This is a genomic window from Variovorax sp. MPBD4-3 (assembly GCF_058809745.1).
Genome location: NZ_JBXASW010000003.1, coordinates 190,752 through 209,816 on the forward strand (window position 1 = coordinate 190,752; position 19,065 = coordinate 209,816).

Annotated in this window: 20 protein-coding genes, 4 tRNA genes and 1 pseudogene; 18 read left to right on the top strand and 7 right to left on the bottom strand. The window is 66.1% G+C overall.

Annotation, left to right across the window (positions count from 1 at the left end):
• Positions 1-19 precede the first annotated feature (19 nt).
• Genes AC1RVW_RS02960 through AC1RVW_RS02995 form a run of 8 tightly spaced genes read left to right on the top strand, consistent with a single transcriptional unit; the run spans position 20 to position 7,711 of the window.
• Positions 20-1,075, top strand: a complete 1,056-nt coding sequence (locus AC1RVW_RS02960; protein WP_493197915.1) for a branched-chain amino acid ABC transporter permease — start codon at positions 20-22, stop codon at positions 1,073-1,075.
• Positions 1,072-2,859: a branched-chain amino acid ABC transporter ATP-binding protein/permease gene (locus AC1RVW_RS02965; protein ID WP_493197917.1), complete on the top strand. Its 1,788-nt coding sequence runs from the start codon at positions 1,072-1,074 to the stop codon at positions 2,857-2,859. The genes AC1RVW_RS02960 and AC1RVW_RS02965 overlap by 4 nt, the downstream gene beginning before the upstream one ends.
• On the top strand, positions 2,856-3,587 hold the full coding sequence (locus tag AC1RVW_RS02970; protein WP_493197919.1) for an ABC transporter ATP-binding protein: 732 nt from the start codon (positions 2,856-2,858) through the stop codon (positions 3,585-3,587). The genes AC1RVW_RS02965 and AC1RVW_RS02970 overlap by 4 nt, the downstream gene beginning before the upstream one ends.
• On the top strand, positions 3,577-5,166 hold the full coding sequence (locus AC1RVW_RS02975; RefSeq protein WP_493197921.1) for an ATP-dependent acyl-CoA ligase: 1,590 nt from the start codon (positions 3,577-3,579) through the stop codon (positions 5,164-5,166). Before AC1RVW_RS02970 ends, AC1RVW_RS02975 begins: the two co-directional genes overlap by 11 nt.
• A gap of 4 nt (positions 5,167-5,170) precedes the next feature.
• Positions 5,171-5,917 carry an SDR family NAD(P)-dependent oxidoreductase gene (locus tag AC1RVW_RS02980; RefSeq protein WP_493197923.1) on the top strand — a complete coding sequence of 249 codons (747 nt, stop codon included), beginning with the start codon at positions 5,171-5,173 and terminating at the stop codon, positions 5,915-5,917.
• Positions 5,918-5,970: 53 nt separating this feature from the next.
• Positions 5,971-6,747, top strand: coding sequence for an SDR family NAD(P)-dependent oxidoreductase (locus AC1RVW_RS02985; protein ID WP_081266892.1), 777 nt, complete (start codon positions 5,971-5,973; stop codon positions 6,745-6,747).
• Complete coding sequence (locus AC1RVW_RS02990) at positions 6,744-7,274, top strand: MarR family winged helix-turn-helix transcriptional regulator (protein WP_081266891.1); 531 nt, start codon at positions 6,744-6,746, stop codon at positions 7,272-7,274. The genes AC1RVW_RS02985 and AC1RVW_RS02990 overlap by 4 nt, the downstream gene beginning before the upstream one ends.
• Before the next feature lie 2 nt (positions 7,275-7,276).
• Entirely contained in the window at positions 7,277-7,711 is a 435-nt protein-coding gene (locus AC1RVW_RS02995; protein ID WP_493197925.1) for an acyl-CoA thioesterase, read from the top strand.
• 11 nt (positions 7,712-7,722) lie between these two features.
• On the opposite strand, the gene AC1RVW_RS03000 is transcribed toward AC1RVW_RS02995, so the two are convergent.
• A complete protein-coding gene (locus AC1RVW_RS03000) occupies positions 7,723-8,118 on the bottom strand; it encodes a hypothetical protein (protein WP_493197927.1) in 396 nt (131 codons plus the stop codon).
• Positions 8,119-8,270: 152 nt separating this feature from the next.
• On the opposite strand from AC1RVW_RS03000, the gene AC1RVW_RS03005 reads away from it, so the two are divergent.
• The 5 genes from AC1RVW_RS03005 to AC1RVW_RS03025 all read left to right on the top strand — a co-directional run bounded on the left by AC1RVW_RS03005 (position 8,271) and on the right by AC1RVW_RS03025 (position 9,801).
• A complete protein-coding gene (locus AC1RVW_RS03005) occupies positions 8,271-8,474 on the top strand; it encodes a hypothetical protein (RefSeq protein ID WP_493197929.1) in 204 nt (67 codons plus the stop codon).
• Positions 8,475-8,745: 271 nt separating this feature from the next.
• A tRNA-Arg gene (locus AC1RVW_RS03010) sits at positions 8,746-8,822 on the top strand.
• A 39-nt stretch (positions 8,823-8,861) separates the two neighbouring features.
• The gene (locus AC1RVW_RS03015; protein ID WP_409195070.1) at positions 8,862-9,068 is read left to right on the top strand and encodes a short-chain dehydrogenase; all 207 of its coding nucleotides are present in this window, start codon (positions 8,862-8,864) and stop codon (positions 9,066-9,068) included.
• Positions 9,069-9,102: 34 nt separating this feature from the next.
• Positions 9,103-9,176, top strand: a tRNA-His gene (locus AC1RVW_RS03020).
• A gap of 61 nt (positions 9,177-9,237) precedes the next feature.
• Positions 9,238-9,801 carry an HNH endonuclease gene (locus AC1RVW_RS03025; RefSeq protein WP_081266887.1) on the top strand — a complete coding sequence of 188 codons (564 nt, stop codon included), beginning with the start codon at positions 9,238-9,240 and terminating at the stop codon, positions 9,799-9,801.
• Positions 9,802-9,892: 91 nt separating this feature from the next.
• On the opposite strand, the gene AC1RVW_RS03030 is transcribed toward AC1RVW_RS03025, so the two are convergent.
• A complete protein-coding gene (locus tag AC1RVW_RS03030; RefSeq protein WP_155742438.1) occupies positions 9,893-10,069 on the bottom strand; it encodes a hypothetical protein in 177 nt (58 codons plus the stop codon).
• A 272-nt stretch (positions 10,070-10,341) separates the two neighbouring features.
• Between AC1RVW_RS03030 and AC1RVW_RS03035 the strand changes: the two genes are divergently transcribed.
• Positions 10,342-10,758 carry a hypothetical protein gene (locus AC1RVW_RS03035; protein ID WP_493197932.1) on the top strand — a complete coding sequence of 139 codons (417 nt, stop codon included), beginning with the start codon at positions 10,342-10,344 and terminating at the stop codon, positions 10,756-10,758.
• Between the two features lie 53 nt (positions 10,759-10,811).
• Here the strand turns inward: AC1RVW_RS03035 and AC1RVW_RS03040 are convergent, their stop codons facing one another.
• The 3 genes from AC1RVW_RS03040 to AC1RVW_RS03050 form a co-directional block, all read right to left on the bottom strand.
• Positions 10,812-11,621 (bottom strand): winged helix-turn-helix domain-containing protein, encoded by an 810-nt coding sequence (locus AC1RVW_RS03040; RefSeq protein WP_493197933.1) that lies wholly within the window; start codon positions 11,619-11,621, stop codon positions 10,812-10,814.
• A 315-nt stretch (positions 11,622-11,936) separates the two neighbouring features.
• Positions 11,937-12,209, bottom strand: a complete 273-nt coding sequence (locus tag AC1RVW_RS03045) for a hypothetical protein (RefSeq protein WP_155742437.1) — start codon at positions 12,207-12,209, stop codon at positions 11,937-11,939.
• A gap of 598 nt (positions 12,210-12,807) precedes the next feature.
• Positions 12,808-12,883, bottom strand: a tRNA-Lys gene (locus AC1RVW_RS03050).
• Positions 12,884-13,022: 139 nt separating this feature from the next.
• Here AC1RVW_RS03050 and AC1RVW_RS03055 point away from each other — a divergent pair.
• Positions 13,023-13,730, top strand: a complete 708-nt coding sequence (locus AC1RVW_RS03055) for an SDR family NAD(P)-dependent oxidoreductase (protein WP_081266883.1) — start codon at positions 13,023-13,025, stop codon at positions 13,728-13,730.
• Between the two features lie 52 nt (positions 13,731-13,782).
• On the opposite strand, the gene AC1RVW_RS03060 is transcribed toward AC1RVW_RS03055, so the two are convergent.
• Positions 13,783-13,858 (bottom strand) — tRNA-Ala (locus AC1RVW_RS03060).
• Between the two features lie 91 nt (positions 13,859-13,949).
• On the opposite strand from AC1RVW_RS03060, the gene AC1RVW_RS03065 reads away from it, so the two are divergent.
• Complete coding sequence (locus tag AC1RVW_RS03065; RefSeq protein ID WP_493197936.1) at positions 13,950-14,816, top strand: alpha/beta hydrolase; 867 nt, start codon at positions 13,950-13,952, stop codon at positions 14,814-14,816.
• Positions 14,817-14,846: 30 nt separating this feature from the next.
• Here AC1RVW_RS03065 and AC1RVW_RS03070 read toward each other — a convergent pair whose 3' ends face one another.
• Positions 14,847-15,824 (bottom strand): GMP reductase, encoded by a 978-nt coding sequence (locus tag AC1RVW_RS03070; RefSeq protein WP_081266881.1) that lies wholly within the window; start codon positions 15,822-15,824, stop codon positions 14,847-14,849.
• A 206-nt stretch (positions 15,825-16,030) separates the two neighbouring features.
• Between AC1RVW_RS03070 and AC1RVW_RS03075 the strand changes: the two genes are divergently transcribed.
• Both AC1RVW_RS03075 and AC1RVW_RS03080 read left to right on the top strand, forming a co-directional pair.
• Entirely contained in the window at positions 16,031-18,469 is a 2,439-nt protein-coding gene (locus tag AC1RVW_RS03075) for a UvrD-helicase domain-containing protein (protein WP_493197938.1), read from the top strand.
• A gap of 107 nt (positions 18,470-18,576) precedes the next feature.
• Positions 18,577-19,065: pseudogene (locus tag AC1RVW_RS03080) on the top strand (DUF2339 domain-containing protein); the annotation flags it as partial.

Below are 19,065 nucleotides of genomic sequence, written 5' to 3' on the forward strand. Positions count from 1 at the left end.
CTTTCCGGAGGGCTGCGCGATGACGTGGGACGTGGCGCTCATCCTTCTCACCGACGGCCTGGCCAACGGCGCCGTCTACCTGCTGGCCGGGCTCGGGCTGGTGCTGATCTTCTCGGTCACGCGGGTGGTGTTCGTGCCGTTCGGCGACATCGCGGCCTTTGCGGCGCTGTCGCTCGCGGCCTTCGAGACCGACCGCGTGCCGCCGACCATCGGCATGGTCGCGGTGCTGGCCGCGCTGGCGCTGGCCACCGAGATCGGCAGCCTGCTGCGGCGCGGCGAGGCCGCGCGCATTCCCAAGGCGGTGCTGATGTGGGGCGTGCTGCCGGCCATTCCGTGCGTGCTCGCATGGCTGGCAGCGCGGCCCGGCGTGCCGGTGGCGGTGCACATCGCGGTCGCCGTGCTGCTGGTGGTGCCCATTGCGCCGCTGCTCGCGCGGGTGGTGTTCCAGCCGATCGCGGATGCATCGGTGCTGGTTTTGCTGATCGTCTCGCTGGCGCTGCACTTCCTGCTGTCGGGCCTGGGCCTGCTGTTCTTCGGACCCGAAGGCTCGCGCACCACGCCGCTGACCAGCGCCGTGTTCACGCTGGGCGACGGCTTCGCCGTCAGCGGGCAGGTGGTGCTGATGGTGGGGGCGGCCATCGTGCTGAGCGGGCTGTTCTTCCTGGTGTTCGAGCGCACGGTGGCCGGCAAGGCGCTGCGCGCCACGGCCGTGAACCGGGTGGGTGCCCGGCTGGTCGGCATACGGCCGGTGCGCACGGCGCTGCTGGCGTATGGCTGCGCTTCGCTGCTGGCGGGGCTGATCGGCGTGCTCATCGCGCCGGTGACGACGATGTATTACGACTCGGGTTTCATCATCGGCCTGAAGGCCTTCGTGGCCGCGATCATCGGCGGGCTCGTGAGCTACCCGATGACGGCCGTGGGGGCGCTCGCGGTCGGCGTGGTGGAGAGCTTTGCCTCGTTCTGGAGCGGTGCGCTGAAAGACGTGATCGTGTTCAGCCTGCTGATTCCCGTGCTCATGCTGCGCTCCTTCATGGCGGCGCACGCCGAAGAGGAAGAAGACGAGGTGGACCAATGAACGGCAATCGCAAACGCATGGCGTGGATCGCCGGGCTGGTCGTGGTGCTGGCGCTGGTGCCGGCCGTGGCGGGCAGCTTCACCGTCTCGCTGCTGAACGACATCGGCATCGGCGCGCTGGTGGCGCTGGGTCTGGTGCTGCTGACCGGCGTGGGCGGCGCGACCTCTTTCGGGCAGGCGGCCTTCGTGGGCATCGCGGCGTACGCGACCGCGTGGCTCACGACGACGCAGGGCATGTCGCCCTGGATCGGGCTGCTGTTCGCATTGCTGCTCACGGGGCTGTCGGCGCTGGCCATCGGCATGCTGACGCTGCGCCTGGGCGGGCACTTCCTGCCGCTGAGCACCATCGCCTGGGGGCTGTCGATCGCGATGCTGTTCGGCAATGTCGACGCGCTCGGGCGGCACACGGGGCTGTCGAACATTCCGGCGCTGCAGATCGCGGGCTGGTCGCTCGCCGATCCGCGCGCCATGTACTACCTGATCTGGGTGGTAGTGGGGCTGGGCTGCCTGTTCAGCTACAACCTGCTGCAGTCGCGGCCGGGCCGGGCGATTCGCGGGCTGCGCGGCGGCGCGACGCTGCTGGCGAGCGTGGGTGCGGACGCGTACCGCGTGCGGCTCTCGCTGTTCGTGACGGCCGCGCTGTTCGCGGGGCTGGCGGGCTGGCTCTATGCCCACATGAACCGCTTCGTGAGCCCGTCGCCCTTCGACGTGCGCGCAAGCATCGAGTACCTGCTGATGGCGGTGGCAGGCGGCCTGGGCCAGCTTGCCGGCGCGCTGGTGGGCGCCGCGCTGGTGCTGGTGCTGAAGAACGGCCTGCAGGACGTGCTGCCCATGCTCACGCAGCGTGCAGGGCAGCTGGAGGCGGTGGCCTTCGCGGCGCTGTTCATCCTGCTGCTGCACTTTGCGCGCGGCGGCGTGATGGGGCTGCTGCGCCGCTGGACGCGGCGTCGCGGCGGCGCCCAGGGGCCTTCGCGCCACGATGCGCCGCCCGTGGAGCCGTTGCCGCACCGCACGCTGCCAGAGCGCGGCTCGCAGGTGCTGTCGGTGAACGGCGCGGTCAAGCGCTTCGGCGGGCTGGTGGCGGTGAACGACGTGAGCTTCGATGTGAAGGCCGGCGAGATCGTCGGGCTCATCGGGCCCAACGGCGCGGGCAAGTCGACCATGTTCAACCTGCTGACCTGCACGCTGCCGATGAGTTCGGGCCAGGTGCGCTTCCTGGCCCACGACATCGCTGGCATGCCGCAGCGCGAGGTGGCGCGGCTGGGCCTGGCGCGCACCTTCCAGCATGTGAAGCTGCGGCCGCACATGAGCCTGCTGGACAACGTGGCGCTGGGCGCGCACTCGCGCACACGCTCGGGCATCCTGAAGGCCGGGTTGCGGCTGGATCGCACGGAAGAGCGGCAGATCCTGCAGGAGGCGCAACGCCAGCTCGACCGCATCGGACTGGGCGACCGCGCGCACGAACTCGCAGGCAGCCTGCCGCTGGGCACGCAGCGCATCCTGGAAATCGCGCGCGCGCTGGCCGCCGACCCGGTGCTGCTGGTGCTCGACGAGCCCGCAGCGGGCCTCCGCCGCAAGGAAAAGATGGCACTCGGCGATCTGCTGCGCAAGCTGCGCGAGGAGGGCGTGACCATCCTCATCGTCGAACACGACATGGACTTCGTGATGAAACTGGTGGACCGGCTGGTGGTGATGAACTTCGGCTCCAAGCTCGTGGAGGGCGTGCCGTCGGCGGTGCGCGCCGACGAGCGCGTGCAGGCGGCTTACCTGGGGAGCGTCGTATGACCGCGATGCTGGAGATTAGCGACCTGCACGTGTCGTACGGGCAGGTCGAGGCGGTGCGCGGTGTTTCGCTCGACCTGCAGCCGGGGCAGATCATTTCGGTGATCGGGCCGAACGGCGCTGGCAAGACGACATTGCTGGCGGCGGCGATGGGCCTTCTGCCCTGCAAGGGCACGCTGCGCTTCGAAGGCGAGGACCTGCAGGGGCTGGACGTGGAGGCGCGCGTGGAGCGCGGCCTGTGCCTCGTGCCCGAGAAGCGCGAGCTGTTCGGCGAGCTCACCGTGCTCGACAACCTGCAGCTCGGCGCCTACGCCAAGCGGCTGCGCGGCGATGCCATGAAGAAGCGGCTGCAGTCGGTGTACGACCGCTTCCCCCGCCTGGCCGAGCGCAGGTCGCAGCGCGCGGACACCCTGTCGGGCGGCGAGCGGCAGATGCTGGCGGTGGGGCGCGCGCTGATGTCGGCGCCCCGGCTGCTGATGCTCGACGAACCCAGCCTCGGCCTCGCGCCGCTGATCGTGCGCGACATCCTGACCATCGTGCGCAAGCTGCGGGAAGACGGCGTGTCGATCCTGCTGGTGGAGCAGAACGCACGCGCGGCGCTGGAAAGCTCGGACCAGGGCTACGTGCTCGAGACCGGCGAGATCGCGCTGTCGGGTGCCTCGGCCGAACTGGCCAGCGACCCGCGCGTGCAGGCGACCTATCTCGGCGGAGGCACGCACGATGACGACTGACGCCCGCGCCGTGCCGCCTGCCCGGCGCACGCTGCCCGCGATGCTGCTGAGGCAAGCCGAGGTGTTCGGCGCGCGCGCGCTGCTGCGCATCGGCGCGCATGCCTGGACCCACCGCGATGCGGCGGCGGCTGCCGCCGTCCGCGCCGGTGCGCTGGCGGCCGCAGGCGTGGTGCGCGGCGACCGCGTCGCGGTGATGTGCGGCAACCGCGTCGAGTTCCTGGAGAGCTTTCTCGGCGCGGGATGGCTGGGCGCAGCGACGGTGCCGGTCAACACGGCATCGATGGGGCCGCAGATCGAATACTTCCTGGCGAACAGCGAGGCGAAGCTGCTGGTCATCGAGGCCGCATTCGTCGAGCGGCTTGCAAAGGCGGACCTGGGGCGCACGGCGCTGCGCGAGATCTGGGTGGTCGGGGACGCGGAAGCTGTCGAGTGGTCGGCGCCCGCCGGCGTGCGCCTGGTGCCGTATCCCGAGGCAGGAGACGCGCTGGAGGCCGCACCGGTGCAGCCGGGCGATCCGCTCGCCATCCTGTACACCTCCGGCACCACCGGACCTGCCAAGGGCGTGATCTGTCCGCATGCGCAGTATTTCTGGTGGGGCGTGAACAGCGCGGAAGTGCTCGGCGTGGGAGCCGATGACGTGCTGTGCTCCACGCTGCCGCTGTTCCACATCAACGCACTCAACACCTTCGCGCAGGCCGCCCTGACCGGTGCCGAGGTGGTGTTCGAACAGCGCTTCTCGGCGTCGGGCTTCTGGTCGGCGATGGGCGCGACTCGCGCGACGGTGGTCTACCTGCTGGGCGCGATGGTGCCGATCCTGCTCGCGCAACCGGAAGGGGCGGGGGAGAGGGATCATCGCGTGCGCATCGGGCTCGGGCCGGGCGTGCCTTCCGCGGCGGGGGCGGCGTTCAGGGCGCGCACGGGTGTGTCGCTGCTGGAGGGCTACGGCTCGACCGAGACCAACTTCGCCATTGCCACGGCGCCCGATTCGCCGCGCGGCGGCGTCATGGGCTGGCTGCGGCCGGGTTTCCAGGCACGCGTGGCCGATGAAGACGACGTGGCCCTGCCGCCTGGCGAAGCGGGCGAACTGCTGCTGCGCGCGGACGAGCCCTACGCCTTTGCGAGCGGGTACTTCAACATGCCGGAGAAGACGGTCGAGGCGTGGCGCAATCTCTGGTTCCATACGGGTGACCGCGTGGTGTGCGATGCCGATGGAGCCTTTCGCTTCGTCGATCGCATCAAGGACGCGATCCGCCGGCGGGGCGAGAACATCTCCTCATTCGAGGTCGAGCAGGTGCTGCTGAGCCATCCGGGGGTGGCCGCGTGCGCGGTGTATCCGGTGCGCTCCGAGCTGGCTGAAGACGAAGTGATGGCCGCGCTGGTAGCGCGCGAAGGCGTGCCGGTCGACCCTGCCGAGCTTGCGCGTTTCTGCGAGGGGCGCCTGCCTTACTTCGCGGTGCCGCGCTACATCGACGTGCTGGCCGACCTGCCGCGCACCGAGAACGGAAAGGTGCAGAAGTTCAAGCTGCGCGAGCGCGGCGTGGGCCCGCTGACCTGGGACGGCCGCCCCGCGAGGAGCTAGGCGCATGACGAACGCAGCGCTCCCCCTTGCCGGCCGCGTGGCGTTCGTGACCGGTGCGGGGCGTGGGCTGGGCATGGCGATTGCGCGCGGACTCCATGAGGCGGGCGCGCGCGTGGCGTTCGCCGACATCGACCTTGCAGGCGTGGATTCGGCGGCGAAAGAGACCGGCGGGCTCGCGATGGAACTCGACGTGCGCGACGAGGGCGCTTTCTCTGCCTGCTTCGACAAGGCCGTGGCCCGCTTCGGCGCCGTCGACATCATGGTCAACAACGCGGCCCGAACGCCCACGACCTCGCTTTGGGACATCACGCCCGAGGAATGGGACGACGTGCTCGCCATCAACCTGCGCGGCAGCTTCTTCGGCTGCCGCATCGCCGGGCGGCACATGCGTGAACGCGGCGCGGGCCGCATCGTCAACCTTGCTTCGATGGCGGGGCAGCAGGCCAGCGCGGCGACCGGCCCGCACTATGCGGCCAGCAAGGCCGCGTTGCTGGCGCTGACGCGCTCCTTCGCGCAGGAACTGGCGCCGCATGGCGTGACCGTGAATGCGCTGGCCCCCGCGGCCATCCAGAGCCCGTTGCTCGAGGCGCTGGACCCGGCGCGACGGCAGGCGCTGCAGGCAGGCATTCCAATGGGGCGTTTCGGCTTGCCGGAGGAAGTAGCGGCTGCCGTGGTCTATCTCGCGTCTCCGGCGGCAGCCTTCATGACCGGCGCGACCCTGGACCTGAACGGCGGCCGTTTCATGCGGTGACACCCCGCGTCCGCCTGCTCCGCTAAAATGATTCAGAACTAAAATATTCAGGTATGCACTCAAATTCACTGACTGGCCGCCATGCACTCGTGACGGGTGCCGCACGCGGCATTGGCGCCGAGATCGCCCGCACCCTGGCCGCGGAGGGCGCCGTCCTGACCCTGCTGGGGCGCGACCGCGAGGCACTGCAGCGAGTGGCAGATTCGCTGGAAGGCGCCGGGCACGGCGTGGCTGCTGCCGATGTGGCGAACCCGGAGGCGGTGCAGGCCGCTTTCGCCGAAGCGCGGGCCGCGCGCGGGCCGGTCGCCATCCTCGTCAACAACGCGGGCGCGGCAGAGAGTGCGCCGTTCCTCAAGACCTCGTTCGATCTCTGGCAGCGGATGCTGTCGGTCAATCTCACGGGCAGCTTTCTTTGCGCGCAGGCCGCATTGCCGGACATGCTCGATGCCGGCTGGGGCCGCATCGTCAACATCGCGAGCACGGCAGGGCAGAAGGGCTACGCGTACGTGGCGGCCTATACCGCGGCCAAGCATGGCGTGGTCGGGCTCACGCGCTCGCTGGCGCTGGAGGTGGCGCGCAAGGGCATCACGGTGAACGCGGTGTGTCCGGGCTATACCGACACCGACATCCTGCGCAACAGCGTGGCCAACGTGGTCGGCAAGACGGGGCGCAGCGAGGCCGATGCGCTGGCGGAGTTCTCGAGCGTCAACCCGCAGCGCCGCATCGTGCAGCCGGCCGAGGTGGCCGATGCGGTGCGCTGGCTGTGCGGTGCGGGCGCGGCGTCGGTCACGGGGCAGTCGATCTCGGTTTCCGGAGGAGAGGTGACATGACACGCAACGACGCTTCCCACGCCGCGCTGAGCGATGCCGAAGAACTGGGGCACGAGGCGCGCGCGGGCCACGAGGACCACGCGATGCTCAAGCTGTGGCTGCGCATGCTGGCCAGCACCACGCAGATCGAAGCCGAGATCCGGCGCCGGCTGCGCGAGCGCTTCGGCATTTCGCTGGCACGCTTCGACTACATGGCGCAGCTCTATCGCTACAAGGACGGCCTGAAGATGCGCGTGCTGTCGCGCTACCTGATGGTGACGGGCGGCAACGTCACCGGTCTTACCGACGAGCTCGAGCGCGAAGGCATGGTGGCGCGCGCTCCCAGTCCCGACGATCGTCGCGCATGGATCGTGAGCCTCACGCCCACGGGCCGCCGCACCTTCGAGACGATGGCGAGCGAACACGAGCAGTGGATCCTCGAGATGTTCTCGGGGCTCGACATGAAGACGGTCAAGCAGCTGCACACGCAGCTCGGCCTGCTGCGGGTGCATGTGATGCGCGGCGAGCCTGCGGGTGAGGAGGGCTGAGCATGGGCAACGGCAACGAGTTCTGCCGGCCGCGGCTGATCCGCTTCTCGGATTGCGATCCAGCGGGCATCGTCTTCTATCCGCAGTACTTCGTGATGCTCAACGGCCTCGTCGAAGACTGGGTGAACGAAGGCCTCGGCCTCAGCTATCACGGGCTGGTGGCGCAGCGGCGAATCGGCCTGCCCACCGTGAAGCTCGAAGTCGACTTCCGCGCCGTGAGCCGCATGGGCGACCAGGTGATGCTCGGGCTGGCCGTGGAGCGGCTCGGTTCGCGTTCGATGACTTTGCGCGTGCGCTGCTTCGATCCGGTCGACGGTGAAGTGCGCATGCAGATGCAGCAGGTATTGGTGACCACGTCGCTGGAAACCCATCGCGCGGTTGCCATACCGGACGACATGCGCGCGGCCATCGTGCGCAACGCGCCCGAATTGGGCTGAGCACTCGCTGCTTAGTGCGCGGAGTCGCTGCCAGGCACTGCGTCCTGCGCGCGCTTCTTCAGCCAGCCGGTGAGTTCCTTCTTGCCCTTGGCATTGGCGCTGCGCCATGCCTCGCGTGCCGCCGCGATGAAGCGCTCTTCCGCTGCATCGGGCACTTCGCTGGGACGGTCTTCCTTGTCGAGCCAGCCGGCTTCCACGTTGCAATGCCGCTCGATCTGCCGCGCCAGGTTGTCGCCGATGGGCCGAGAGCTCTTGATCTGGCTCCACATGCTGGGAGAGATTTCGATCTTCTTGGCGAACGCCTGGTCCAGCCCCTTGGCGGGCAGGCCGGCTGCAACGGCCTCTTCGAGAAAACGGCGATGAAGCGCGAGGGCATTGCGGCGACGCGCGACGGTGGTATTGGGCACTGTTCAAAAACAACAACGAGAAAAAAAGATTGTCCCGGTTGTTGACGGTGCCGTAAACACTATTTACAGTCGGCTTCATTCGCGGCCCAAACCGCACCTTTTCCCCCAACCCCTGACGGCCGGCAGCGGCAATCTTTGACCCAGGAACCATCGTGAACATCGCATTGACCTTCACCAGCAATCGACCCGCCTCGGGCCGATCGCTCGTGCGCGTCGGGGCGTGCGGTGTTTTCGGCGGCATGCCGTCGATCCGACTGAATCAGCACCAGAGCCACGCGTATTCCACAAAAGCCGCAGGCAGCCTGCGCGTTGGAAAAGTCGAGGATCAGGTGCTACCGGGTGGAGGTTGCGCATAGGCGTATACCCTCCAAGCTCTCTCAGCAGAGGCCCGGACACCGAAAGGTTCCGGGCCTTTTTGTTTTGTTTGTTGTTGGCCGTGCCTGGCCATTCCGGGTGTGCCTTCACCACACCGCCAGAGCCCACCGCGTAGACGGTGTGGCGGGATGTGCAGGAATCGATCACTCCTGTGCAGCGACGTCGTACGGGGCAGCGCCCAGCGCTGTCCGTCGCGTGAGGACACAACCGGAATGGAAAGCAGGCGGGCAAGTTTCGATTCCCGTTTTTCGACCCGCGTTAGCTCAATGGATCAGAGCACTTGCTTACGAAGCAAGGGGTTGCACGTTCGAGTCGTGCACGTGGGGCCAGTTTTTTCTGTTTGCTGTCACATCAACCAAGGAGCCGTCATGCGCAAGCGCAACACCCCGATCCGGATGATCACCGTGCGTCCCGCACAGCCGCGCAAGCGCATGGTGCTGGCCCTGGCCCGCAGATTCGGCATCGTGACCGATGCTCGGCGTGCTTTGGAAGGTGCTGATGCATTGCCTGGTCGCGAGCCTCAGCTCGAGGGCCTCGATCTCGATCAGCGCGTGCGCGCAGTCGGCGAGTGGTAGCGGCTGCCTTACAGCAGGCAGCTCATGTTTCGTGGTGCACGTAGCTCAATGGCAGAGCCGCGGGTTGTGGTCCCGCTGACGACGGTTCGATTCCGTTCGTGCACCCCATCGGTATCTGGATTTCATCCAACGTCGCCAAGACGACCGTCGCCGCGAAAGGAGGCGATATATGCATCCTCACGTCCTGCAACTCGACATTCAGGGCACGCCGCAAGCCTGGATCTCGCTGGAGCAGGCGGTGTTGCACTACGCCACCGGCTCCGTGGCCTGGGAAGACGGTGACCTGCCGCTTGCCACCCTGCGCGGTGGCTTCAACGTGGCGCGCGGCATGCAGTCTCGCGTCGAGGTGGCACCGATCATCGCGCTGCGCGGGGCCTCGAAGATCAACCTCTTCGACGTGGTGCCGAGCGTTACCAAGAGAAAGCTCTTTCGCCGCGACCGCCACACCTGCGCTTACTGCGCGGGCGTGTTCCAGGAACGCGACCTGCAATGCGAGCATGTAATGCCCGAATCACGCGGCGGCCCTTGGACATGGACCAACCTCGTGAGTGCGTGCGCCGTCTGCAACAACCGCAAGGCCGCGCGCACACCGGAAGAAGCCGGCATGCCGCTGGTGTACCTGCCCTACGTGCCGAGCCGCTTCGAGAACTTTCTGCTCGAAGGCCGCAGCATTCGTGCGGATGTGCACGAGTGGCTGGCGAAGCGGTTGCCCAAGGGTTCGCGGCTGCATTAGGGGCTCGACCGTGATGTCTGTTCCTGTCCGCGCCCATGAAAAAAGCCCGCTGTCTTCGGGGCAGCGGGCTTTGGATCATTCAGTGGCCGGGTCAGCGCCCGACACCGAAGAAGCGGTAGGCGACCAGTCCTGCAGCCGCGATTCCCCCCACGATGACAGCAATCACCTTGGCGGTGCGGCCGTTGCCGCGCCTCGAACGAGGCCAGTGGTCCGGCCCGATCAAGTCGATGGGTACCGTGGGTTTGCCTATGTCGGAAGCCTTTTCCATGGCAAGAAATATAGCCGACGCCCGAAGCCGCACGCCGTTGCCGGTTCATTCTGTGGTTCCCTGGCGTCGCTGTCGATTCAGGCTGCGAGCAGACAAAAAAATACCCGCATGAGCGGGTCTGAACGAGCTTTTGAGCTTCGAGTTTGTTTCCCTGTCTTGATGTTCTTGTGATGCGTGACAGCCACTGCAAGATGCCATGTCGCACAGGGAGCTTTTGCAGGTTGTGCTCCTGTGGGGCGTAATAAGTCGACAAATGTGTGGAATATTTCCTCATGAACAAGAAAATCGTTCTCGAAAGTTTGGCCAAGGCACTCGATAGCTGGGTTCGCAACGCTTCGGCGGCGCAGCTCTGGCAGGTGCATCAATCCGGTGGTTTGGGTGCGTCCATCGACGTGGACGAAGACATCCTCCGGGTTCGCGTCACGCTGGGCGGCCCGCGCAATGCGCTGTCGGATCTCGGCAAGACCGACGGGCGCTTGCCGGTGACAGAGGCCTTTCTTGGCAGCAGCAACGCGGCTTGGGGCACGCCGCCGCTGCAGGGCAGTCTTGCGCGTGAGCAGTGGTTCCTGTCGAGCGGGCTCGCCCAAGAGCACGCGCGCCAGTACCTCGCCGCTGAGATCAGTGAGCACCAGGAGGCGCTCATGCGCTTTGTCGATGACTGGGCTGCCGGTCGAGGCGCCGCGCCCTGAGCTTGCCGCTGCGCGGTGTCACTGCCCCTTCACTGCCCCTTCTCTGGCGCGAATCACATCGCCGGGATGTGAGCTTCCTCGACGCGCAGGCTCGTGAAGGGCCCTGTTCTTTGCGGCTGATGCGTCGGCTGCAGAACTCGTCCCAGTTCATAGCCGCGTCCGTAGACCGTGTGCAGGATGAAGCCGTTCTCCCTCGAGAGGGCAAGTTTGCGGCGGATGCCCGACATGCAGACATCAAGCACGCGGCTGTCCTTGCGCGTCACGCCGGTACCCCAGAGCAACGAAAGAATCCAGTCCCGCTCCAGCAACTGGCCGCTGTTGCGGAAGAGCAATAGCGCGAGTTCGAACTCGCGGGGCTTCAGTCGCACCTCCTGATCGTCATTCATGACCACGCGGTTGGGTCCGAGAAAACGATAGCGGTCGAACGCGAGATCGATGTTGCGCACAGGCGGAGCGGGCGACACCTCCATGCGGCGGACGAGGGTGCGTATGCGCCAGTCCAGATCGAGATCGCTGATTGGCCAGACGATGAAGTCGATGGCGTGATCCTTCGAAGCTTCTTCTCGTACCGCGACCAGTTCGTCGACCGGCATATGGCGCTGTGCTTCGTCGACGACCAGGAGTACGGGCACATGAAGCACCTTGCACATGGCAACGATTCCGGTCCATCCGCCCTCGTCCTGCAGCGTCAACAGGAGCAGGCTGAACTTCCTGCCGCTTCCCAGCGCCACCAGGAAGTCGGCACCGCGGTCGAATGTTGCGGATACATGTCCCATGGACCGGAGCTTTTCGCTCAGCATTACCGCCCGTACCTTGTCGCAGCCCACGAGTGCGATGGGCTTCATTTCCGTCAACTGGTTCATTGCCAGTTCCCCCTGTCAATAGTTTTCGATCGAGCCATGCCGGCGCGCTGTTCGCAGCGCTGGGTTTGTATCGACCGCTCCAGAAGAGCGGTCGACGGCTTGAATCTCCACTTTTCAGGGCGTTCGGAAAAGGTTGGGGCGAGACAGGAATGGGTTCGGTTCGGCCAAACGCACAGACTTGTTCAGCAAGGTCTGTGCGTTTGTGAAGAAAGTCCTGCTTGGTGGCAGCAGGTGCGCATGCGGCGAGGCACTCAAGAACACACCTGGCGCACCCGCGTCGACGCAGTGAGCCAAGATGGCCGACGGGCGTTGCCGCTAGGACGCGGGCACGAGTTGCACGTCTTGCGCGGGATCCTGATGAAGGATCATTGCCCAGGTCAATTCGAAGCCCATCAATGCCTTGTCCGATACGGGACTTGCTTCAAGATGAGCCTGAGAAAACTGCCGTTGTTGCACAAGTTCTTGTGCGAGCAGGCTGGGCTGGGGGTGCGTCTTGATGAGCGCTCTGAGAGCTGCCGTCAGCGCCATCTCTGTTCCGAGAAGGTTCGCAGCTGAAGCGGTGGTCGTTGCCTCTTCCGGTGTGGCCATTTTGTCCTGCCCTTGCGGGCTCCGTGTTGAGGACTTATGACTGTACTCCAAGAGCACGCCCAAGTAGTGCAACCGCTTCGCGACTGCTATGCGGTGCTGGCTGGCAGCGCATGCGCGCCAACGAAAAAGCCCGCACAAGGCGGGCTTTGGGAATGTGGTCGTGAACTCTTACGCGGTCCACGCTACGGCAAATTCTTTTGCATGAAGTCATTTTTGTTTTCTTCGTCGTAGTGACTTCGACGCGCTGGTATGGGGTTCAGCTTGCCCCGGAGGACAGCGCTCAGAACCATTGAGCGTTGCGGGATTGTACTCGACTCCCAGCCTTTGATCAGGGTGGCCGGTACTTGGGCCATGGCGCTGAATCTTGCAGCAATCATCGCGTCATCCGAGCAAGGGGTAGTGCTGCCTTGGCTGATTGCGCGATCTCGATTTGAGGCCGCTGCTGTGTTGTGGTGCGCGGGTTTTTCAGACAAGCCGGAAAAGAAAAAACCTCCCAGTCTTTCGACGGGAGGTTTCTCTGTTTGCGGAGCACGTTTCGCAATTGCAAAACAGTGCTTCTTAAGAAATAGCGCGAGAACCGCGCAGTTCCTAGTGTTGGTGGTGGGCCCTGAGTGACTCGAACACTCGACCTACGGATTAAGAGTCCGCTGCTCTACCAACTGAGCTAAGAGCCCTTGCTTTGAAAACGTTTAGTGTTTTCTGGCAAGACCACGAGTATATCCCAGATTTTGATCTTGTCCAAAAAATTTGTGAGTTGCAGCGTTAGGATGCGCCACATCCGACGGACCACGTCCCTCAACCAGGAGAATTTCGATGACCGATGCGAGCACCACGTCCCATGTCTTGATCACCGGCGCGGCTGGCGCACTGGGCCGCGCAGTGGCCCAGCATTTCCTTGACCAAGGCGCGCGCCTTGCGTTGGTCGACCATCACGCAGACCGGCTCGCCGAAGTCTTTCCGGGCCTCGACAACTCGCGGCACCTGCTGCTCGCGGGCGACGTGACCTCGGCATCCGGCATGGCCGGCCTTGCCGCGCAGGCGCTCAAGTCTTTCGGGCAGATCGATGCGCTTGTGCACATCGCGGGTGGTTTCGAGATGGGTGAGGCCACGCATGCGCTCTCGCGCGAGAGCTGGGACCGGATGATGAATCTCAACGCATGGTCGTTCGTCGCGGTGACTCAGGCTGTGCTGCCTTCGATGATCGAGCGCCGCGCAGGCAGCGTCGTGGCCGTGACGGCGAAGGTCGCCGCACGCGGACTGCCGGCAATGGCCGCGTACATCGCTTCGAAGAGCGCGCTGCAGCGTCTGGTGGAAGCCATGGCGGCGGAAGCGGCACCGCACGGCGTGAGCGTGAACAGTGTGGCGCCGAGCGTGCTCGACACGCCCGCGAACCGCCAGGCGATGCCCGACGCCAATCCGGCCGAGTGGGTGTCGACCTCGGTCGCCGCGCAGACCATCGGCTTTCTCGCTTCGCCGGCGGCCGCCGCGCTGCACGGCCAGCACCTGACGCTCGACACCTGAGCCGCAAAAGTAAAAGGCCCTGGCGGATGCCAAGGCCTTTTTCGGTGTCGGTTGGTGGAGAGGAGGAGGATCGAACTCCCGACCTCCGCATTGCGAACGCGGCGCTCTCCCAGCTGAGCTACCCCCCCAACGCAGGGCAAATTTTAACCAGAACCGCGGTTTTGGACCATTGCGCCGTGCCAAGATTCGCGCCTTTCGAAGCACTGAGAAAAGAACCGCATGGCCTCGTACGAACCCGCCTGGCTGGAAGGCATGTACAACAATCTTGCGCGGGTGAAAGACCACCCCGCGTACTTCCAGCGCTGGGCCCGCGACTCCGCTGCCGCGCGCGACAACTTGCCCGCCCGAATCGACATTCCCTACGGCAGCGGCACGAACGAAACGCTCGACGTCTTCCCGGCACCCGTGCCCGACGCGCCCGTGCTGGTCTTCATCCACGGTGGCTACTGGCGCGCCATGGACAAGAAGGACCACTCTTTCATCGCCCCGGCGTTCAACGACCGCGGCGTATGCGTGGTCCAGCCCAACTACGCGCTGTGCCCCGGCACGCCCGAGCAGCCGGTGACCGTGCCCGGCATCCTGATGCAGATGGTGCGCGCGCTCGAATGGACGTGGCGCCATGTCGCGGCCCATGGCGGCGACCCCTCGCGCATAACCGTTGCGGGCCATTCGGCCGGCGGCCACATGGCGGCGGCTTTGCTGTCATGCGACTGGAAAGCGGTCGCGCCCGATCTGCCCGCCCAACTGGTGCGCAACGCGCTGTCGATTTCCGGCCTCTACGACCTGCGTCCGCTGCAGCACACGCCTTTCCTGATGAACACGCTGAAGCTGACCGATGCCGACGCCCTGCGCGCCAGCCCGGCGCTCTGGCCCGCGCCGAAGCGCGGCCAGCTCTACGCAGTGGCCGGCGGCGATGAGAGCGAGGAGTTCATCCGCCACAACGCGATGATCCGCGAGGCGTGGGGCCGCAACACCGTGCCGGTGTGCGAGGTGCTGCCGGGTCTCAACCACTTCGGCGTGGTCGATGCGCTCGCCGACCCGGCCCACGCATTGCACCGACACGCGGTGCACTTGCTCGAAGCCTGACCGGCGCAGCGGCAGCGCAGGGCGGGGCGCTTACATCAGCAGGTGTTCGCCCGCGTTGTCGCCGCCCAGCGTGACGTAGTTGACCTTGCGGATGTCCATCAGCGTGCGGCCGCCCGCGTAGCTGATCGAGCTCTGCACGTCCTGCTCCATCTCGACCAGCGTGTCGGCCAGCTTGCCCTTGATCGGCTCGAGGATGCGCTTGCCTTCCACGTGCTTGTACTCGCCCTTGTTGAAGTCGCTGGCGGAGCCGTAGTACTCCTTGAACAGCGCGCCGTCGACCTCGACCGTCTTGCCCGGCGATTCTTCGTGGCCCGCGAACAGCGAGCCGATCATCACCATCGAGGCGCCGAAGCGCACGCTCTTGGCAATGTCTCCGTGGTCGCGGATGCCGCCGTCGGCAATGATCGGCTTGGTCGCCACGCGCGCGCACCACTTGAGCGCCGACAGCTGCCAGCCGCCGGTGCCGAAGCCGGTCTTGAGCTTGGTGATGCAGACCTTGCCCGGGCCGATGCCGACCTTGGTTGCGTCCGCGCCCCAGTTCTCGAGGTCGATCACCGCTTCGGGTGTGCCGACGTTGCCGGCAATCACGAAGGCCTTCGGCAGCTTCTGCTTCAGGTAGCCGATCATGTTCTTCACGCTGTCGGCGTGGCCGTGCGCGATGTCGATGGTGATGTATTCGGGCGTCAGGCCCTCGGCCACGAGCTGGTCGACGGTGTCGTAGTCGGGCTTCTTCACGCCGAGCGAGATCGAGGCGAACACGCCCTTGCCCTGCATGTCCTTGACGAACTTGAGGTTGTCGAGGTCGAAGCGGTGCATCACGTAGAAGTAGCCGTTCTGCGCCAGCCACAGGCAGATCGACTCGTCGACCACCGTCTTCATGTTGGCGGGCACCACCGGCAGGCGGAAGCTGCGCTCGCCCAGCTTCACGCTGGCGTCGCACTCGGAGCGGCTCTCCACGCGGCACTTGCGCGGAAGCAGGAGAATGTTGTCGTAGTCGAAGATTTGCATGGCCAGGCTCCAGAAAGGAATCGTTGAAGGGAACGAAAGAGCGCTTGGTCCGGCCGGTTTTCGCGGTGCGTTCAGCAAAGAAAACGCCCACAAAAAACCGGGCGCAAGAAACTTGGGCCCGGTGATTGATTTTACGCGGTCTTGCGAAGCCGGGTCTTCCGCTTCTTCGTATAACCGGCATACGCAGTGGTTTCTACAATCGGAGGATGTTGTTTAACGATCCTGCGGCTGACGCCCACTCCCCGAATCCTTCGGACCTGCCGCTGCTCAAGAACCTGAACGCGGAGCAACTGGCCGCGGTCACGTTGCCCGCAGGCAACGCGCTGATCCTCGCGGGCGCCGGTTCCGGCAAGACCCGCGTGCTGACCACCCGCATCGCATGGCTGCTCCAGACCGGGCAGGTGTCGGCCGGCGGCATCCTCGCCGTGACCTTCACCAACAAGGCCGCCAAGGAAATGATGACGCGGCTGACGGCCATCCTGCCCGTCAACGTGCGCGGCATGTGGATCGGCACCTTCCACGGCCTGTGCAACCGCCTGCTGCGCGCGCACTGGAAGCTGGCCAATCTGCCGTCCACCTTCCAGATCCTCGACACGCAAGACCAGCTTTCGGCCATCAAGCGGCTGATGAAGCAGTTCAACGTCGACGACGAGCGCTTCCCCGCCAAGCAGACCCAGTGGTTCATTGCCGGCGCCAAGGAAGACGGCCTGCGCCCCGGCGACGTCGAGGTGCGCAGCGACGACGACCGCAAGAAGGTCGAGCTCTACCAGCTGTATGAAGAGCAGTGCCAGCGCGAAGGCGTGGTCGACTTCGGCGAGCTCATGCTGCGCAGCTACGAACTGCTGCGCGACAACGACCCGGTGCGGGAGCACTACCAGCGGCGCTTCCGCCACATCCTGATCGACGAGTTCCAGGACACCAACCGCCTGCAGTACGCGTGGATCAAGATGCTCTCCGGCAACACCGTCGGCGGCCAGTTCGAGCCCGGGCGCGACAACAGCGTGATTGCCGTGGGCGACGACGACCAGAGCATCTATGCGTTCCGCGGCGCGCGCGTGGGCAACATGACCGACTTCGTGCGCGAGTTCGACGTGCGCCACCAGATCAAGCTGGAGCAGAACTACCGCAGCTACAGCAACATCCTGGATTCGGCCAACGAGCTCATCAGCCATAACAAGAAGCGCCTGGGCAAGAACTTGCGCACCGACCAGGGCCCCGGCGAACCGGTGCGCGTGTACGAGTCGACCACCGACCTGGCCGAAGCGCAGTGGATGGTGGAAGAAATGCGCCAGCTCGCGCGCGACGGCTTCGATCGCAAGGAGATGGCCGTGCTCTACCGCAGCAATGCGCAGAGCCGGGTGATCGAAACCGCGCTCTTCAACGCCTCCGTGCCCTACCGCGTGTACGGCGGCCTGCGATTCTTCGAGCGCGCGGAAATCAAGCATGCCCTGGCCTACCTGCGGCTGCTCGAGAACAAGGACGACGACACCAGCTTCCTGCGCGTCGTGAACTTCCCGCCGCGCGGCATCGGTGCGCGCACGCTCGAAACCCTGCAGGACGCGGCCCGCGCGGCCGGCCGTTCGCTGCACGACGCGGTGAGCGTGGTCGGCGGCAAGGCGGGGGCCAACCTCACCGGCTTCGTCGCCAAGATCGACGTGCTGCGCGAGCAGACGCAGGGCGTGAGCCTGCGCGAGATCATCGAGCTGGTGCTCGACCACAGCGGCCTCGTCGAGCACTACAAGGCCGACCGCGAAGGCGCCGACCGCATCGAGAACCTGGAGGAACTGGTGAACGCGGCCGAGAGCTTCGTCACGCAGGAAGGCTTCGGCCGCGATGCGGTGGCGCTGCCGGTCGACGAACTGCGCCAGTCGCCCGCGAGCCAGGGCATCGACCTGACGCGCCCGGTGATCGACGAGCCGCTCGCGCCCGACGCCGAGACCGGCGAAACGCTGAGCCCGCTGGCCGCGTTCCTCACGCATGCGGCGCTGGAGTCGGGCGACAACCAGGCGCAGGCCGGGCAGGACGCGGTGCAGCTGATGACCGTGCACGCCGCCAAGGGCCTGGAGTTCGACTGCGTGTTCATCACCGGCATGGAAGAGGGCCTGTTCCCGCACGAGAACTCGATGAGCGACTTCGAGAGCCTCGAGGAAGAGCGCCGCCTGATGTACGTGGCGATCACCCGCGCCCGCAAGCGCCTGTACCTGAGCCATTCGCAGACCCGCATGCTGCACGGCCAGACACGCTACAACGTCAAGAGCCGGTTCTTCGAGGAGCTGCCCGAGGGCGCGCTCAAGTGGCTCACGCCCAAGAACCAGGGTTTCGGCGGCGGCACTTCGGCCTTCGGCTATGGCGGCGGCTACGGCAGCACGCGTGGCGGGGGAGGCGGCGGTGGCGGCTACGGCGCCAACAGCTACGGCGGCGGCAGCCGCGACAAGGACACCTTCGCCAGCCCGCCGGTGCCGCCGCAGAAGACGGCGCCTTCGCACGGACTGCGCTCGGGCATGCAGGTGTTCCACAACAAGTTCGGCGAAGGCACGGTGACGGCCCTCGAAGGCACCGGCGACGACGCGCGGGCGCAGGTCAAGTTCGCGCGGCACGGCGTCAAATGGCTGGCCCTGTCGGTGGCCAAGCTCACGCCAATCTGAGCTTGCTACTAAAGCTATAGCTAGCAACCCAGGCTGCTAGCGGCGCCGTGCGGCCCCGCCTGCTGAACCGCCGTAAACTCCGCACTCGCCAAACAAGGGGAGTCAGGATGTGGTTCATAGGCATCATTGCCGGCCTGTTCATAGGGGCGCTGTTCGAATCGGTGCCCGTGGCGTTGGTGCTCGCGGTGGCTGGTGCGTTCCTGTTGCCGCGGTTGCTCGGCAAGAAGAAGGCACCGCCGCATCGCACCGAAGCTGAACGCATCCCGGGCCAGGCTCCCGCGGACCCTGTGGCCGCCGACGGCGGCATGGTGAAGCTGCAGCGGCGCGTGATGGAACTCGAACAGCGGGTCGCCACGCTCGAGCGGCGGCTGGCGCAGGGCGCGGGCGATATTGCGGTGCAAGCCTCCGAGCTGCCTGCGGTGCCCGAAGTCGCGCTGGCCGAAGTGCCGTTGCCGCCCGCCCAGCCGCTGGAGGTGCAACGGCCGCAAGTCGCCGTCGTGCAGGCGCCGGGGCCGGAGGCCGCAACCGCGCCGGCCGCTCCTGAAGCTCCGATTTCCAAACCGCCGGTGCCCGCGCCCGCACCCGTGCGCCGGCCG